The sequence below is a fragment of the Streptomyces sp. URMC 123 genome (assembly GCF_051386515.1).
Taxonomy (GTDB): Bacteria; Actinomycetota; Actinomycetes; order Streptomycetales; family Streptomycetaceae; genus Streptomyces.
In genome coordinates, this window is the sequence record NZ_JBPQTV010000018.1 from 1 (window position 1) to 16,511 (window position 16,511).

12 protein-coding genes are annotated in these 16,511 nt (G+C 72.5%); 8 read left to right on the forward strand and 4 right to left on the reverse strand.

The annotated features are described in order from the left end of the window. From ACSNOD_RS04570 to ACSNOD_RS04580, 3 genes are all read right to left on the reverse strand, one after another. On the reverse strand, window positions 1-1,035 hold a 1,035-nt coding region (locus ACSNOD_RS04570; RefSeq protein ID WP_436765411.1), incomplete at its 3' end, for a DUF3068 domain-containing protein. Between the two features lie 9 nt (window positions 1,036-1,044). Continuing rightward, complete coding sequence (locus ACSNOD_RS04575; RefSeq protein ID WP_436765412.1) at window positions 1,045-1,179, reverse strand: SPW_0924 family protein; 135 nt, start codon at window positions 1,177-1,179, stop codon at window positions 1,045-1,047. Window positions 1,180-1,362: 183 nt separating this feature from the next. Continuing rightward, on the reverse strand, window positions 1,363-3,153 hold the full coding sequence (locus tag ACSNOD_RS04580) for a lytic murein transglycosylase (RefSeq protein ID WP_436765413.1): 1,791 nt from the start codon (window positions 3,151-3,153) through the stop codon (window positions 1,363-1,365). Between the two features lie 369 nt (window positions 3,154-3,522). Here ACSNOD_RS04580 and ACSNOD_RS04585 point away from each other — a divergent pair, with 369 nt between their 5' ends. Further along, complete coding sequence (locus ACSNOD_RS04585) at window positions 3,523-4,452, forward strand: DUF4184 family protein (RefSeq protein ID WP_436765414.1); 930 nt, start codon at window positions 3,523-3,525, stop codon at window positions 4,450-4,452. Here ACSNOD_RS04585 and polA read toward each other — a convergent pair. Continuing rightward, window positions 4,438-7,173, reverse strand: a complete 2,736-nt coding sequence (polA, locus tag ACSNOD_RS04590) for a DNA polymerase I (RefSeq protein ID WP_436765415.1) — start codon at window positions 7,171-7,173, stop codon at window positions 4,438-4,440. The genes ACSNOD_RS04585 and polA overlap by 15 nt on opposite strands. Before the next feature lie 227 nt (window positions 7,174-7,400). Between polA and ACSNOD_RS04595 the strand changes: the two genes are divergently transcribed. The 7 genes from ACSNOD_RS04595 (at window position 7,401) to ACSNOD_RS04625 (ending at window position 16,458) form a co-directional block, all read left to right on the forward strand. Beyond that, entirely contained in the window at window positions 7,401-9,803 is a 2,403-nt protein-coding gene (locus ACSNOD_RS04595; protein ID WP_436765416.1) for an FdhF/YdeP family oxidoreductase, read from the forward strand. A 56-nt stretch (window positions 9,804-9,859) separates the two neighbouring features. Further along, complete coding sequence (locus ACSNOD_RS04600; RefSeq protein ID WP_436765417.1) at window positions 9,860-10,363, forward strand: PaaI family thioesterase; 504 nt, start codon at window positions 9,860-9,862, stop codon at window positions 10,361-10,363. Between the two features lie 563 nt (window positions 10,364-10,926). Beyond that, entirely contained in the window at window positions 10,927-12,168 is a 1,242-nt protein-coding gene (locus ACSNOD_RS04605) for a branched-chain amino acid ABC transporter substrate-binding protein (protein ID WP_436765418.1), read from the forward strand. 87 nt (window positions 12,169-12,255) lie between these two features. Further along, a complete protein-coding gene (locus ACSNOD_RS04610; RefSeq protein WP_436765419.1) occupies window positions 12,256-13,188 on the forward strand; it encodes a branched-chain amino acid ABC transporter permease in 933 nt (310 codons plus the stop codon). Between the two features lie 5 nt (window positions 13,189-13,193). Next, window positions 13,194-14,891, forward strand: a complete 1,698-nt coding sequence (locus tag ACSNOD_RS04615) for a branched-chain amino acid ABC transporter permease (RefSeq protein WP_436765420.1) — start codon at window positions 13,194-13,196, stop codon at window positions 14,889-14,891. A gap of 5 nt (window positions 14,892-14,896) precedes the next feature. Beyond that, window positions 14,897-15,745 carry an ABC transporter ATP-binding protein gene (locus tag ACSNOD_RS04620; RefSeq protein WP_436765421.1) on the forward strand — a complete coding sequence of 283 codons (849 nt, stop codon included), beginning with the start codon at window positions 14,897-14,899 and terminating at the stop codon, window positions 15,743-15,745. After that, complete coding sequence (locus tag ACSNOD_RS04625) at window positions 15,742-16,458, forward strand: ABC transporter ATP-binding protein (RefSeq protein ID WP_436765422.1); 717 nt, start codon at window positions 15,742-15,744, stop codon at window positions 16,456-16,458. Before ACSNOD_RS04620 ends, ACSNOD_RS04625 begins: the two co-directional genes overlap by 4 nt. Window positions 16,459-16,511 lie beyond the last annotated feature (53 nt).

Consider the following 16,511-nt stretch of genomic DNA (forward strand, 5'->3'; position numbering starts at 1 on the left):
CCTCGGTTCCGTCGCTCCGGTCGGCCCCACCGACCCCGTCGGCCCCGTCGGCCCTGCAGACCCCGCCGTCCCCGTGGGTTCCACCGGGCCCCGGGGCCGGCGGGCCCGCGCCTCCAGGATCAGCGCCGCCGTCAGCAGGCCACCGCCCAGCAGCGCGCACCCCCACGGCAGGTACACCGTCACCAGCAGCACCAGCCGGCGCTGGGACGTGACCAGGTCCACCGCGTGGTCCACGTAGTCGTCGCGCATCTTCACATGCCCCGCGAAGGCCGTGACGCGGTCGCGGTCCCCCAGCAGCGTGCCGCCCCGCAGCTCCTCCTTGTGGATCTCCTCGCCGTACACGGGCGCCCCGGTGACCGGTTCCACCCAGAACATCCGCTGGGTGGTGTACCAGCGCGTGGTGCCGGCGCGCTCGACCGTCTCGGGGGTGATGCCGTCGACGGGCATCTTCCGGGGCAGCTTCACCCGCGTCCAGGGGATGGTCTGCTCGAAGTAGTAGACCTCCAGGCCGCGGAAGGTGCGGGTGCCCTTGTAGTGGATGGGCGCGGCGGTACGCGTCTGGGCGTCGAAGTAGGAGTACGCGCGCTTCTCCGTGCGGAACGGCCACTTGTACTCGATGCCCTCCCGCCGTACGGGGTCGCCGTCCACGTGCTCGCCGTCGGCGTGCACCGGGGCCTGGCTGTGGGCGTCGAAGATGTAGCGCTCCGGGATCTGGGAGATCATCTTTCCGTCGGGGCCGACGATGTGGGACAGCGTGTCCCAGACGACGACGTCCCGGTCCGCCGTGCGTTCGATCCGCTCCGACGCCTCGACGTTCCCCTTCAGGGTCTGCACGATGCTGACCTTCGGGACGGTCCGCGGTCGCATGGTGCCGTAGTCGAGCAGGGTGGCGTCCCGGGCCTCCAGGACGGCCACCTGGTACTCGCCGGGCGGCACCTTGACCAGCCGGGGGAACGCGTACCAGCGCAGCAGGGGCGCGAGCGCGCCGAGGAACACGGCGAGGGCGAGCAGGACGAGGCTCGCGGTGCGGCGCATGCCGCCCCCTCACGGGTGGTCGGGAACGGTGGTCAGCAGCGGCTTCGGTGAGGTCGTGCCGCTGGGGGCGCCGATCGCCGTGAGGGTGAGGACCAGGGCGAGGGCCGCGATCAGCCCGATGGCCGCCGCCGTCAGTGCGCGCATGGAGGGACTCCCCCGCGAAGGCTGGACGCTGAAAGCTGAGAGCTGATACGTCGTCAGTTCCGGGGCACCGTAGCAATGGGTGGCGCGGAAGAGAACAGCGCGTACGACACCGCCCCGCCCGGGGTCCGGGCGGGGCGGTGTGTCGTACGCGGGCCGCGGCGCGCGGCGCGGTCGGGACCGGCCCTACGAGGCGGCCGGCTTCTCGGTCGCGGGCGCCGCCACGGTCAGCTCGACGGTCACCGTCACGCCGTCGGCGGTGGTCAGGCGCAGCGTGAACGTCCCGGTGTGCTGGTCGGCGGCCATCGCCGGCAGCGTGACCTGTCCGTTCGCGTCGGTCGTGAGGCCGTCCAGGGTGCGGACCGGCTTGCCGTCGGCGCCCTTGAAGTAGGGGCCGCGGTCGTTCTCGACCGGCTTCTTCGGGTCGGCGGTGATCATCGTCGCGGTGAGCCGCACCCCGGCGACGGCCTTGCCGCCGTGCGTGGCCCGGATCGTCACCGGGTGGGCGAAGTCGGTGCCGGGCGCGGCGCGCAGCGCCTCCTCGCCGACGCGGGCGAGCTTGTCGGCGGCGGGGCGGGCCGCGACCGTCGCGCGGAAGTCGACGAAGGGCAGCTTGCGGCCGTCGATGGTGGCCCGCACGGTGAAGGTGCCCGCCTGCTCGCCGGCGAGCAGCTTGGGGGCGGTGGCGATGCCGTCGGCGCCCGTGACGACGGTGGCCCGGGGCTTGCCGTCGGCGAACCGGGCGCCGGTCAGCCCGATGATCTCGTACTGGACCGTGACCCCGGCGACCGGCTTGCCCGCAGCCTTGGCCTGGACGCGGAACGGGTCGGCGAAGGTCTCGCCGGCGGTGGCCGTCATGTCGCCGGCGCTCAGGCGCTCCAGGCCGGTAAGGGGGGTGGGCGTGGGGGTGTCGGTGCCCGGCTGCGGCGGCTTGGACGGAGTGGGCTCGTTGGGCCGCGGCGGGGCCGGCTTGTCCGAGGGCTTGTCCGACGGCTTGTCCGACGGCCTGTCCGCGGGCTTGCCCGACGGCTTGTCGGTGGTGCCCGGGGTGCCGGGGGTGGTCGAGGGGCCGGTGGTGGGCCGGTTGCCGATCGCCCCGGGGTTCAGGGGGCCGAGGCGGTCCTTGCCGCCGCCGGCGGACGCGCCGGGCCACGGGCTCCGGCCGCCGGAGCGCTCGCGGTCGGTGGGCAGGACGCCCTTGCCGTCCGGCACCTGGTGGGTGCCGCGCTGGTAGAACTCCATCCAGCTCAGGACCGTCCGCACATAGTCCATCGAGGGGTTGTAGCCCAGGATGGCCTTCTTGAGGTGGACCGCGTTGGACAGGTCGCGGCCGCCGGAGCAGAGGAAGCGCCCGGCGGCGAGGGCCGCGTCGTAGATGTTGTTGGGGTCCTTGCGGCCGTCGCCGTTGCCGTCGGAGCCCCAGGTGGCCCAGGTGCTGGGGATGAACTGCATGGGGCCGACCGCGCGGTCGTGGGTGGTGTCGCCGTCGTAGGCGCCGCCGTCCGTGTCGGAGATGTTGGCGAAGCCCTGGCCGTTGAGCTGGGGGCCGCGGATGGGCTGGAGGGTGGTGCCCGCGGCGTCGACCCGGCCGCCGCGCGCCTGGCCGGACTCCACCTTGCCGATGGCGGCGAGGAGCTGCCAGGGCAGGTTGCAGCCGGGGTTGGCGCGCCTGACCTCCGCCTCGGCCCGCTTGTACGCGTCGAGGACGGTCGCGGGTATGCCGGACTCGGCCGCGCCGCTGCCGCCGTCGGGCGAAGTGCCGGGCTTCACGGGGGTGTTCAGGGGCGGCAGATCGGTGTGGTACGACGATCCGCCGTCGATGGGGGTGTCGGAGGACGGGGCCGCGGCGCCGGCCTCCTCGCGGTCCGACACCAACAGCTCGGGCGACTGGGACGCGGTGAGCGCCGCCATCGCGACCGCCGCCACCGCCGTCGTGGCCGCGCCCCTGCGCAGCCGTCGGCCGAATTGTGCTGCCATACCTGTCCTCCCCTGGCTCCCCGCCCATCGCGCGAGGACCCGAACCCCGAACGGCGGGGGCGGCGCCCGGCCCTGCCGGGGCCACCCCGTGTGGTGTGTTGTCACCGGGCACGACGGCCCCACGGTCAACCGCACGACAACTCAGGTGACACTACGACAACTTTCAGCGCCGTGACACTGCCCGATGTCCGATTTTCACCACTTCGCTACGTCCTGGTTGTGTAAAGGTCTGACTTCGTGCCGTTTGGTCACCGACGGCCATACTGGTTCCGGCCGATCACCGGTCGATCTCCGGCCGGTGCCCGACTGGCGCCCGGTCGGTGCCCGGCCGGTCACCAGGGCGCGCCCGCCCCCGAGCGAAGGGTCCCCATGCCGTTCACACTGAGCCATGCCGCGGCGGTGCTGCCGGCCGTACGGCGCGAGGGCGTGGCCCGTGGACCGCTGCTCGCCTCGGCGCTGGTGGCCGGGTCGTTCGCGCCCGACATGACGTACTTCGCGGACAGCGCGGTGCCCGGCGGCATGGCGTTCGGCGAGGTGACCCACGGCCCGGTCGGGGTGCTGACCGTGGACGTACTGATCGCCGCGGCGCTGGTGGCCGGCTGGCTGCTGGTACGGGAGCCGCTGCTGGCGCTGGTGCCGCGCGCCTGGCGGGGCCGGGCGTACGGGCTGGCGCGGGGCGCCGCGTGGCGCGGCCGGCCGCCGCTGCGGCTGGCCCTGGCGTTCTGGGTGTCGGCGGTGCTGGGGGCCGTCACTCATGTGGGCTGGGACGCCTTCACCCACCCCGGGCGCTGGGGCACCCGGCTGCTGCCGGTGCTCGGCGAGCCGGTGGCGGGCATGCCCCTCTACTCGTGGGTGCAGTACGGCAGTTCGGCGCTGGCGCTGGTGGCGATCGCCGCGTTCGTGGGCTCGGCGCTGCGGCGGCTGCCGGACCGGCCGGTGCCGGGCGCCGTGCCCGTCCTGTCGCGCGGCGGCCGGGCGGCGGTTCTGCTGCTGCTCGCGCTGGCGACGCTCGGGGGCGTGGCGCACCGCTGTGCGCGGCTGCGCGAGGTGCTGGGCGACACCATGGTGCTGACGGCGACGGACTACGTGCCCACCGCGCTGTTCGGCGCGGGCGCGGGGCTGCTGCCCGCGCTGGCGCTCTACGCGGTGGCGGCGCGGGTGTGGCACGGCCGCGCCCGGCGGCGGGGTGCCGGTCCGGGCCCGGGGCGGCCGGGCGGGCCGGCGGGCGGCCGCCGCGGCGAGCCGGAGCGGGGCCCGTCGGGCGGGCCCCGGCCGTTCGACCCGTCAGTGCGCCGCTGACTCCCAGTCCGCGCCGACGCCGACCGACACATCCAGCGGCGCCCGCAGCTCGACCGCGCCGGTCATCTCGCGGCGCACCAGCTCCTCCACCGGCTCCCGCTCCCCCGGGGCGATCTCCAGCACGATTTCGTCGTGGACCTGGAGCAGCAGCCGGGAGGTGAGCTTCTCGGCGTGCAGCGCCTCGTCCACCCGCAGCATCGCGATCTTGACGATGTCGGCCGCGGTGCCCTGGATGGGGGCGTTGAGCGCCATGCGCTCGGCCATCTCCCGGCGCTGGCGGTTGTCGCTGTTGAGGTCGGGCAGATAGCGCCGGCGGCCGAGAATGGTCTCGGTGTAGCCGGTGGCCCGGGCCTCCTCGACGACCCGGCGCAGATAGTCGCGGACCCCGCCGAAGCGCTCGAAGTAGGTGTCCATCAGCTTGCCGGCCTCGCCGGAGGTGATGCCGAGCTGCTGGGAGAGGCCGAACGCGGACAGCCCGTACGCGAGGCCGTACGACATGGCCTTGATCTTGCGGCGCATCTCGGCGTCGACATCGGCCTTGGCGACGGAGAAGACCTGGGAGGCGACGGTGGTGTGCAGGTCCTCGCCGGAGGTGAAGGCCTCGATCAGCCCCTCGTCCTCCGAGAGGTGGGCCATCACGCGCAGTTCGATCTGGCTGTAGTCGGCCGTCATCAGCGACTCGTACCCCTCGCCGACGACGAAGCCGCGGCGGATGGCGCGGCCCTCGTCCGTGCGGACGGGGATGTTCTGGAGGTTCGGGTCGGTGGAGGAGAGCCGGCCGGTGGCGGCCACCGTCTGGTTGAAGGTGGTGTGGATGCGGCCGCCGGGCGAGACGGTCTTGATCAGGCCCTCGACGGTGGACCGCAGCCGGGCCTGCTCGCGGTGGCGCAGCATGATCACGGGGAGTTCGTGCTCGGTCTGGCCGGCCAGCCAGGCGAGGGCGTCGGCGTCCGTGGTGAAGCCGGTCTTGGTCTTCTTGGTCCGGGGCAGGCCCAGCTCGCCGAAGAGCACTTCCTGGAGCTGCTTGGGCGAGCCGAGGTTGAACTCGTGGCCCACGGAGGCGTGGGCCTCCTTGACGGCCTGCTGGACGGCGCCGGCGAACTGCTGCTCCATGCGGTCCAGCCACTCGCGGTCGGCGGCGATGCCGGAGCGCTCCATCCGGGCCAGCACCGCGGAGGTGGGCAGTTCCACATCGCGCATCAGATCGGCGGCGCCGACCTCCTTCAGCCGCTCGCCGAAGGCCTCGCCCAGGTCGAGGACGGCCCGGGCCTGGGTCATCAGGGCGTCCTTCTCGGCCTGTTCGTCGGCGCCGAAGGCGAGCTGCCCGGAGTCCGCGGCGGCGGCCGGGGCCAGCTCGCGGCCGAGGTACTCCTCGGTCAGGGCGTCGAGGGCGAAGGAGCGGCGGCCGGGCTTGACCAGATAGGCGGCGAGGGCGGTGTCCATGGTGACGCCCTCGATCACCCAGCCGTGCTCGGCGAACACCCGCATGGCGCCCTTGGCGTCGTGCAGCACCTTGGGCCGGTCGGGGTCGGCGCTCCAGGCGGCGAACGCCCGCTCGTCCGCCTCGTCGAGCTCCGCGGGGTCGAACCAGGCGGCGGCGCCCCCGGCCGCGGCGAGCGCGACCTCGCTGACGCTGCCGGTGCCCAGCGCCCAGGTGTCGAGCGTGGCCATGCCGAGCGGCCCGGAGCCGTGCTCGGCCAGCCAGCCGGCGAGCTCACCGGCGGCGAGGACCTGCCCCTCCAGCTCCACGCCCGGGGCGAGGGGCTCCTCCTCGACGACCGCGCCGGGGTCGGCGGCGAGCAGCCGGTCCCGGAAGTTCTGGTGGCGGAACTCCAGCGCGTCCAGCACCACGGAGAGGGCGGCGCGGTCGTACGGCTCGCGCCTGAGGCCCTCGGGGCCGACCGGCAGCTCGACGTCCCGGACCAGCTCGGTGAGCTGCCGGTTGAGCTTCACGGACTCCAGGTGGTCGCGGAGCTTCTCGCCGACCTTGCCCTTGACCTCGTCGGCCCGCTCGACGAGCTGCTGGAAGGACCCGAACTGGTTGATCCACTTGGCGGCCGTCTTCTCGCCGACGCCGGGGATGCCCGGGAGGTTGTCGGACGGGTCGCCGCGCAGGGCGGCGAAGTCCGGGTACTGCTGGGGGCTCAGGCCGTACTTCTCCTGGACCTTCTCCGGGGTGAAGCGGGTGAGCTCGGAGACGCCCTTGGTGGGGTAGAGGACCGTGACGTGGTCGCTGACGAGCTGGAAGGAGTCGCGGTCGCCCGTGACGATCAGCACGTCGAAGCCGGCGGCCTCGGCCTGGGTGGCGAGCGTGGCGATGATGTCGTCCGCCTCGTAGCCCTCGACGGCGAAGCGGGTGACCTTCATGGTGTCCAGCAGCTCGCCGATCAGCTCGACCTGGCCCTTGAACTCGTCCGGGGACTTGGAGCGGTTCGCCTTGTACTCCGTGAACCGCTCGGAGCGCCAGGTCTTGCGGGAGACGTCGAAGGCGACCGCGAGATGCGTGGGCCGCTCGTCGCGCAGCGTGTTGGCCAGCATCGAGGCGAAGCCGTAGATGGCGTTGGTCGTCTGCCCGGTGGAGGTGCTGAAGTTCTCCGCGGGCAGCGCGAAGAATGCGCGGTATGCCAGGGAATGTCCGTCGAGCAGGAGCAGCCGGGGGCGCTCCCCGGTGCTCGGCGCGGGCGTCGGTGCTGCCGTCTTCTTCGATGCTGTCTGTGCCACGCCTCGATCCTGCCACGCCCCACTGACACTCGGGTGCCGCCGCCGTCGCGCGGCGGGGCGCGGGACCCCCGCCCGGGACCCCCGCGCCGGCCCTCCGCGGGCGTCGGCGGCGGTGCCCGCGCTGTCGTACCCCCGTGGGAGGATCGTCACAGTCGCCGGAGGAGTCCGCACCGGAGGAGTCCGCGGCGGCGTTCCCCGAGGCACCCGAGCCCGAAGGAGTCGGCGCCATGGCAGGCAAGCCGCCCGTTGGTGATCCCGTCCAGGACGCGCCGGAGGTCGCCGCGCCGCCCCGGGCGGCCGCCGGACTGCCCGGGGTCGCCCACTCCCTGCGCGTGGCCCACAGCCAGATGGGCGTCCGGCGCACCGCGCTCACGCTGCTCAGGGTGAACCAGAAGGACGGCTTCGACTGCCCCGGCTGCGCCTGGCCGGAGCCGGAGAAGCGGCACACGGCGGAGTTCTGCGAGAACGGGGTGAAGGCCGTCGCCGAGGAGGCGACGCTGCGCCGGGTCACGCCGGACTTCTTCGCCGCCCACCCCGTCTCCGAGCTCGCCACCCGCAGCGGGTACTGGCTGGGCCAGCAGGGCCGGCTCACCCACCCCATGTATCTCGCCGAGGGCTCCGACCACTACGAGCCGCTCCCCTGGGACCGCGCCTTCGACATCGTCGCCGAGGAGCTGCGGGCGCTGGGCTCGCCCGACGAGGCCGTCTTCTACACCTCCGGCCGCACCAGCAACGAGGCCGCGTTCCTCTACCAGCTCTTCGCCCGCGAGTTCGGCACCAACAACCTGCCCGACTGCTCCAACATGTGCCACGAGTCCTCCGGCTCGGCGCTCACCGAGACCCTCGGCGTCGGCAAGGGCAGCGTGCTGCTGGACGATCTCCACCAGGCGGATCTGATCATCGTGGCCGGGCAGAATCCGGGCACCAACCATCCGCGGATGCTCTCGGCCCTGGAGCGGGCCAAGGCGAACGGGACGCGGATCATCTCGGTCAACCCGCTGCCCGAGGCGGGCCTGGAGCGGTTCAAGAACCCGCAGACCGCCCGCGGCCTGGCCGGCGGCGGCACCCCGCTGACCGATCTGTTCCTGCAGATCCGCATCGGCGGGGACCAGGCCCTGTTCCGCGCCCTGGGCCGGCTGATCCTGGAGACCGAGGGCGCCCTCGACGAGGAGTTCATCGCCCGCCACACCCATGGCTTCGAGGAGTACGCCGCCGCGGCCCGCGCCGCCGACTGGGACGAGACCCTGCGGGCCACCGGCCTGTCCCGGGGCGAGATCGACCGGGCGCTGGCGATGGTGCTGGGCGCGCGGCGGATCGTCGTCTGCTGGGCGATGGGGCTGACCCAGCACAAGCACTCGGTGCCCACGATCAGGGAGGTCGTCAACTTCCTGCTGCTGCGCGGCAACATCGGCCGCACCGGCGCGGGGGTGTGCCCGGTGCGCGGGCACAGCAATGTGCAGGGCGACCGCACCATGGGCATCTTCGAGCGGCCGGCCCCCGCCTTCCTGGACGCTCTGGAGAAGGAGTTCGGCTTCGCGCCGCCGCGCGAGCACGGCCTCGACACCGTACGGGCCATTCGCGCGCTGCGGGACGGGGACGCGAAGGTGTTCTTCGCGATGGGCGGGAACTTCGTCGCCGCCTCGCCCGACACCGAGGTCACCGAGGCCGCCATGCGCCGGGCGCGGCTGACGGTCCACGTCTCCACCAAGCTCAACCGCTCCCATGTCGTCACCGGCGCCCGGGCGCTGATCCTGCCGACGCTGGGCCGCACCGAGCGCGATGTGCAGGCGAGCGGGGAGCAGTTCGTCACGGTCGAGGACTCGATGGGCATGGTGCACGCCTCGCGCGGGCGGCTGGCGCCCGCCGGCGAGCGGCTGCTGTCGGAGCCGGCGATCGTGTGCCGGCTGGCGCGCCGCGTCCTCGGGGAGGCGAGCCGCACGCCCTGGGAGGAGTTCGAGCGGGACTACTCCCGCATCCGGGACCGGATCTCGCGGGTGGTGCCCGGCTTCGAGGACTTCGAGGCCCGGGTCCGCCGCCCCGGCGGGTTCGCGCTGCCGCACGCCCCGCGCGACGAGCGGCGCTTCCCCACCGCCACCGGCAAGGCCAACTTCACGGCGGCCCCGGTGGAGTTCCCGGTGGTCCCCGAGGGGCGGCTGCTGCTGCAGACGCTGCGCTCGCACGACCAGTACAACACCACGATCTACGGGCTCGACGACCGCTATCGGGGCATCAGGGGCGGCCGGCGGGTGGTGCTCGTCCACCCCGAGGACGCGCGGGCGCTCTCGCTCGCCGACGGCTCGTACGCGGATCTGGTCAGCGAGTGGACCGACGGCAGCGAGCGGCGCGCGCCCGGCTTCCGGGTGGTCCACTACCCCACGGCCCGGGGCTGCGCGGCGGCCTACTACCCCGAGACCAATGTGCTCGTGCCGCTCGACGCCACCGCCGACACCAGCAACACCCCCACCAGCAAGTCGCTGGTGGTGCGCCTGGAGCCGACGGACGCCGGCACGGCGGGCACCGGCACGGCGAGCACCGACAGCGGGAACGGCGCCGGCCCCGGCACCCGAGGCGGCGGGTCCGGAGGGCCCGGAGGCGACGGGTCCGACCGGCCGGCGGCCCCACCGGTCTGATAAGACGGTGCATGGCACACAGGTTGACGGCACAACGACGATCGGAGCCCGCGTCCATGGGTGAGCAGCGCAGCACCGTGTTCCCGCAGGAGGTCCTCGACCAGTACGCCGGGCTCGGCATCGATCTGGTCGAGCTGTTCTCGGCCGGGCACCTCGGGCACCGCATGGGCATCGAGATCGTCGAGGCCGCCCCGGACCGGGTCGTGGGCACGCTGCCCGTGGAGGGCAACACCCAGCCGTACGGGCTGCTGCACGGCGGTGCCTCGGCCGCGCTGGCGGAGACGCTCGGCTCGGTCGGCGCGATGCTGCACGGCGGCCCCGGCAAGCTGGCCGTGGGCGTCGACCTCAACTGCACGCACCACCGCGGGGTGCGCTCCGGCGTGGTGACCGGTGTGGCCACGCCGGTCCACCGGGGCCGCTCCACCGCGACCTACGAGATCATGATCACCGATGAGCAGGACAAGCGGGTGTGCACCGCCCGACTGACCTGTCTGCTGCGCGAGGCCCCGGACCCCCGGTCCCAGGTGGACGAGGTGACGGCCGCCCACCCGGCGCGCTGACCCGCACCCCGAAGCTTCGCCACGACCGCCCCCCGGCGTCGTACACACCGGCCCCACGGCCGCCGTACGACGGCGGGGGGCGGTTCTCATGCGGTCACCCTGCGTGAACACCCGTGGCGGGCGGGCGCGGCGCCCCGCCGCCGCCACCTGCCGTGTTCACCGAACGCCCGGGCACCTCTGTGGCCCACGCCACGCCGCACACCCCCTCACGGCCGGTGACTCCTTAGCGGAACTGCACGTTCTCACCATGCGGACACCACGGTTCGCCCCGTTACAGCACCTTTGTCCGCTCCGTAACGCTACATCGACACCCCTGCGTGACCTGCGTCATAACAAGAGCGTCACAGCATGGCCTGCACCTCTGCCCCCCGCCGCCGCACCGCCTTAGAGTCACGGCCAGTCACGGCGCGGCCGGATGCCGCACAGCGCTTCAACCGCTCTGCCACAGCCCTGCCCCACCTCAGCCACACCCGCCCCACACCGCCCGGCAGTGCGTCCGGCGAACGTCAGGCACGCGACACGGCCCCTCATGCCGAGGGCCGTCGCCAGGGAGAGGACTCATCGTGCGACACCGTTCCTTGCTCATACTCACCGCCGCGATCACCACGGGTGCCCTCACCCTCACCGCCTGCGGATCGCGGGACGACAAAGGCGGCGGAAACGGCGACGGCGGCGGCGACGCCAAGACCACCGTGGTGATCGGGGTGGACGCCCCGCTGACCGGCTCGCTCTCCGCCCTCGGCCAGGGCATCAAGAACTCCGTCGAGCTCGCCGCCCGCATCGCCAACAAGAACAACGAGGTCAAGGGCGTCACCTTCACCACACAGGCGCTGGACGACCAGGCCGTGCCGGCCTCCGGCCAGCAGAACGCCACCAAGCTCGTCGGCGACAAGAAGGTCATCGGCGTCGTCGGCCCGCTGAACTCCGGCGTCTCCCAGTCCATGCAGGGGGTCTTCGCCAAGGCGTCCCTGGCGCAGGTCTCCCCGGCCAACACCACCCCGGCGCTCAGCCAGGGCGACGACTGGGCCGCCGGCAACCTCAAGCGCCCCTTCCCGACCTACTTCCGCACCGCCACCACCGATGTGATCCAGGGCCGGTTCGCGGCGCGTCACCTCTTCAACGACGCCAAGAAGCGCAAGGTCTTCGTCGTCGACGACAAGCAGACCTATGGCGCGGGCATCTCCACGATCTTCGCCAAGGAGTTCAAGCGGCTGGGCGGCGAGGTCGTGGGCACCGACCATCTGACCGTCAAGGAGACGGACTTCTCCAGCGTCGCCGACAAGGTCAAGAACTCCGGGGCGGACGCCGTGTACTACGGCGGCCAGTACCCCGAGGCCGGCCTCCTCTCCGACCAGGTGAAGAAGGCCGGCGCGCAGATCCCCCTGATGGGCGGCGACGGCATCTACGACCCGGCGTTCATCAAGGCCTCCGGCGAGCCGAACGACGGCGACCTGGCCACCTCGGTGGGCTACCCGGTCGAGCAGCTCGACTCCGCGAAGACCTTCATCAAGGAGTACGAGGCCGCCGGCTTCAAGGACCCGTACGCGGCCTACGGCGGCTACTCGTACGACGCGGCCTGGGCCATCATCCAGGCGGTCAAGGCCGTCGTGGAGGGCAACGGCGGCAAGCTGCCCGACAACCCCCGGGCCAAGGTCACCGAGGCCCTGAACAAGGTCTCCTTCGACGGGGTGACCGGCAAGGTCTCCTTCGACCAGTACGGCGACACCACCAACAAGCAGCTCACCGTCTACCAAGTGCAGAACGGCGCCTGGAAGGCCCTCAAGAGCGAGACGTTCAAGGACTGACGCCGCGCACCATCCGCACCAGCCGCGCGAGGGCGCACCCGGCCCTCGCGCGGTCTCACATCCGACACGCTCATCGGAGGCCCTGCGGTGCACGAACTGCCGCAACAACTGGTCAACGGCCTGACCCTGGGCGCCCTCTACGGGCTCATAGCCATCGGCTACACCATGGTCTACGGCATCGTCCAGCTCATCAACTTCGCCCATGGCGAGATCTTCATGATCGGGGGCTTCGGCGCCCTCACCGTCCATCTGTGGCTCCCCGAGGGCACCTCCCTCTGGGCGGCCGTCCCCCTGATGCTGATCGGCGGCGCCCTGGCCTCGGTGGCCGTGGCCACCGCCGCCGAACGGTTCGCCTACCGCCCGCTGCGCGGCGCCCCCCGGCTCGCCCCGCTGATCACCGCGATCGGCCTGTCCATCGCGCTCCAGCAGCTGATCTGGGCGTTCTACCCCGACGCCAAGAAGGCCCGCAGCTTCCCGCAGATCGAGGGCAGGTCGTTCGAGATCCTCGACAATCTGCACATTCAGCGGGGCGACGCGTTCCTGCTGATCGCCGCCCCGCTGTGCATGCTCGCCCTCGGCTTCTTCGTCTCCCGCAGCCGCACCGGCCGCGCCATGCAGGCCACCGCGCAGGACCCCGACACCGCCCGGCTCATGGGCATCGACACCAACCGCATCATCGTGACGGCCTTCGCCATCGGCGCGGTCTTCGCCGCCGTCGCCGCGGTGGCGCACGGACTGCGCTTCGGCCAGGTCCAGTTCGAGATGGGCTTCATCGCCGGCCTCAAGGCCTTCACCGCCGCCGTGCTCGGCGGCATCGGCAACATCTACGGCGCGATGCTCGGCGGGGTGGTCCTCGGTCTCGCGGAGGCCATGTCCATCCACTACATCCAGGAGATCCCGGGCATGCAGCAGCTGGGCGGCGGGGCCTGGGCCAATGTCTGGGCGTTCGTCCTCCTCATCCTCGTGCTGCTGATCAGGCCACAGGGCCTGCTCGGTGAGCGCGTCGCGGATCGGGCGTGAGGCCGATGAGCACCGACAACCCCACCGCCGGCGGGCGCGCCCGTACGCCGCTGCTGCTCACCGCGGCCGGCGGCGCGGCCACCGCCGTGAGCACCTTCCTCGCCTGGACCTGGACCGAGGAGTTCCCGGGCGATCTGACCGTGACCGGCTACCCCGGCGGGCTCCAGGTCCTCTCCCTGGTCGGCGGGGTGCTCACCGCCCTGTTCGCGATCGCCGCCCTGCGGCCGCGCGGGCTGCGCTGGCTGGTGCCGGCCGGCGCCACGCAAGCGGTGCGGCTGATCGCCCTGGGCACGTTCGCCACCACCTGGTTCACCCTGATCGCCATCGCGGTGACGCTCGGCGGGCTGGTGCATCTGGAGCCCGGCGGCTGGGTCGCCGCCGTGGCCTCCGCGGCCCCGGTCGTCACCGCGTTCCTGCTGCCCGACGACGCGCGGCCGGCGCCGCGGGCGGCGCCGCTGCCCTCCTGGGCCGAAATCCTGATCATCGTCGCGGCCTTCGGCATCGCGCTGTACGTGACCACGTACGGCATCGACACGGAGTACGCCGAGCTGTTCACCGGCTATCTGCTGCTCACCGCGTTCGCGGGCGCCGCCCTCTTCAAGGCGGGGCTGCTGGCCCGGCTGAACAGGCTCACCGCGGCCCACCGGGGGGTCACGGTGGCCGCGGCCTTCGCCGCCGCGATCGCCTTCCCCTTCACCCAGACCAACGACCAGTACACCCTGGTGGCCGTCAACATCCTGATCTTCGCCACCGTGGCCCTGGGGCTGAACGTGGTCGTGGGCCTCGCCGGGCTGCTGGACCTGGGGTACGTGGCCTTCCTCGGGGTCGGGGCCTATACGGCCGCCCTGGTGTCGGGCTCCACCGCCTCCGCGTTCGGGGTGCACTTCCCCTTCTGGGCCGCAGTGATCACCGGGGCGCTCGCCTCGCTGGTCTTCGGCGTCGTCATCGGCGCCCCCACGCTGCGGCTGCGCGGCGACTACCTCGCCATCGTCACCCTCGGGTTCGGGGAGATCTTCCGGATCGCCGTGAACAACCTGGACGGCGACTCCGGGCCGCGCGTCACCAACGGCCCCAACGGCATCCCCAACATCCCCGACCTGGTGATCCTCGGCTTCGACTTCGGCGAGCCGCACACCGTCGCCGGGCTGGAACTCGGCGCGTTCGCCAACTACTACCTGCTGATGCTGCTGGTCACCGCGCTGGTCGTGGTGGTCTTCAGCCGCGCCAGCGACTCCCGGATCGGCCGCGCCTGGGTCGCCATCCGCGAGGACGAGACGGCGGCCACCGCCATGGGCATCAACGGCTTCAAGGTGAAGCTCATCGCCTTCGCCCTCGGCGCCACGCTCGCCGGGCTGGCCGGCACCGTCCAGGCCCATGTGTCGCACACCGTGGTGCCCGAGCAGTACGTCTTCGCCGGCCCGGTGCCGCCCAACTCCGCGTTCCTGCTCGCGGCCGTCATCCTCGGCGGCATGGGCACCATCACCGGGCCGCTGCTGGGCGCCGCGCTGCTCTATCTCATCCCGGCCAAGCTCCAGTTCTTCGCCGACTACCAGCTCCTGGGCTTCGGGCTCGCCCTGATCCTGCTGATGCGCTTCCGGCCCGAGGGGCTGATAGCCGACCGCAGGAAACAGCTCGAATTCCATGAGACCGGACAGCTCGACGTCCCCAAGGACGGCGTCGGCCTCGGCAAGGCGGGGGCGTGAGGACCATGACCACAACCACCGGCGGCCCGGCCACCGGCGCGGCGGCGGGCGGCGGCGACGCCCGCGAGCCCGTGCTGCGCGCCTCGGGCGTCACCATGCGCTTCGGCGGGCTCACCGCCGTGCGCTCCGTCGACCTGGAGGTCCACCCCGGCGAGATCGTGGGCCTCATCGGCCCCAACGGCGCCGGCAAGACCACCTTCTTCAACTGCCTCACCGGGCTGTACGTCCCCACCGAGGGCACCGTGGCCTACCGGGGGAAGGTGCTGCCGCCCAGGCCCCATCTGGTGACCCGGGCCGGGATCGCGCGGACCTTCCAGAACATCCGGCTGTTCGCCAACATGACGGTGCTGGAGAACGTCCTCGTGGGCCGGCACACCCGGACGAAGGAGGGGCTGTGGTCCGCGCTGCTGCGCGGACCCGGCTTCCGGCGGGCCGAGCGCTCCTCCGAGGAACGCGCCATGGAGCTGCTGGAGTTCACCGGGCTCGCGGCCAAGAAGGACCATCTGGCGCGGAACCTTCCGTACGGCGAGCAGCGCAAGCTGGAGATCGCGAGGGCGCTGGCCAGCGATCCCGGTCTGCTGCTGCTCGACGAGCCCACCGCCGGCATGAACCCGCAGGAGACCCGGGCCACCGAGGAGCTGGTGTTCGCGATCCGCGACCAGGGCATCGCCGTGCTCGTCATCGAGCACGACATGCGCTTCATCTTCCGGCTCTGCGACCGCGTCGCGGTCCTGGTGCAGGGCCAGAAGCTGGTCGAGGGCACCTCGGCGGTGGTCCAGGGCGACGAGCGGGTGATCGCCGCGTATCTCGGCACGCCGTTCGAGGGCGCGCCGGACGAGGAGGAGGACCAGTGACCGCACTGCTCGAGGTCGAGGACCTCCGGGTCGCCTACGGCAAGATCGAGGCCGTGAAGGGCATCTCCTTCCGGGTCGAGGCGGGGCAGGTGGTCACGCTCATCGGCACCAACGGCGCGGGGAAGACCACCACGCTGCGCACGCTCTCCGGGCTGCTCAAGCCGCTGAGCGGGGCGATCCGGTTCGACGGCAAGCCGCTGGACGGGGTGCCCGCGCATCGGATCGTGGCGCTGGGGCTGGCCCACTCCCCCGAGGGCCGGCACATCTTCCCGCGGCTGACGATCCGGGAGAACCTCCAGCTCGGAGCGTTTCTCCGGAAGGACGCGGCCGGCATCGCGCAGGACATCGAGAAGGCGTACGAGCTCTTCCCGATCCTGGGCGAGCGGCGCGACCAGGCGGCCGGCACGCTCTCCGGCGGGGAGCAGCAGATGCTCGCCATGGGCAGGGCGCTGATGTCCCGGCCCAAGCTGCTGATGCTCGACGAGCCCTCCATGGGGCTCTCCCCGATCATGATGCAGAAGATCATGACGACGATCGCGGAGCTCAGGGCGGAGGGCACGACGATCCTGCTGGTGGAGCAGAACGCGCAGGCGGCGCTGGCGCTGGCGGATCGGGCGCATGTGATGGAGATCGGCAGGATCGTGATGTCGGGCAGCGGGCAGGAGTTGCTGCACGACGAGTCGGTGCGGAAGGCGTACCTCGGCGAGGACTGAGCACCGCGTACGCCGAAACGGGCCGCCCCCGCACAGGGGGCGGCCCGTCCGTG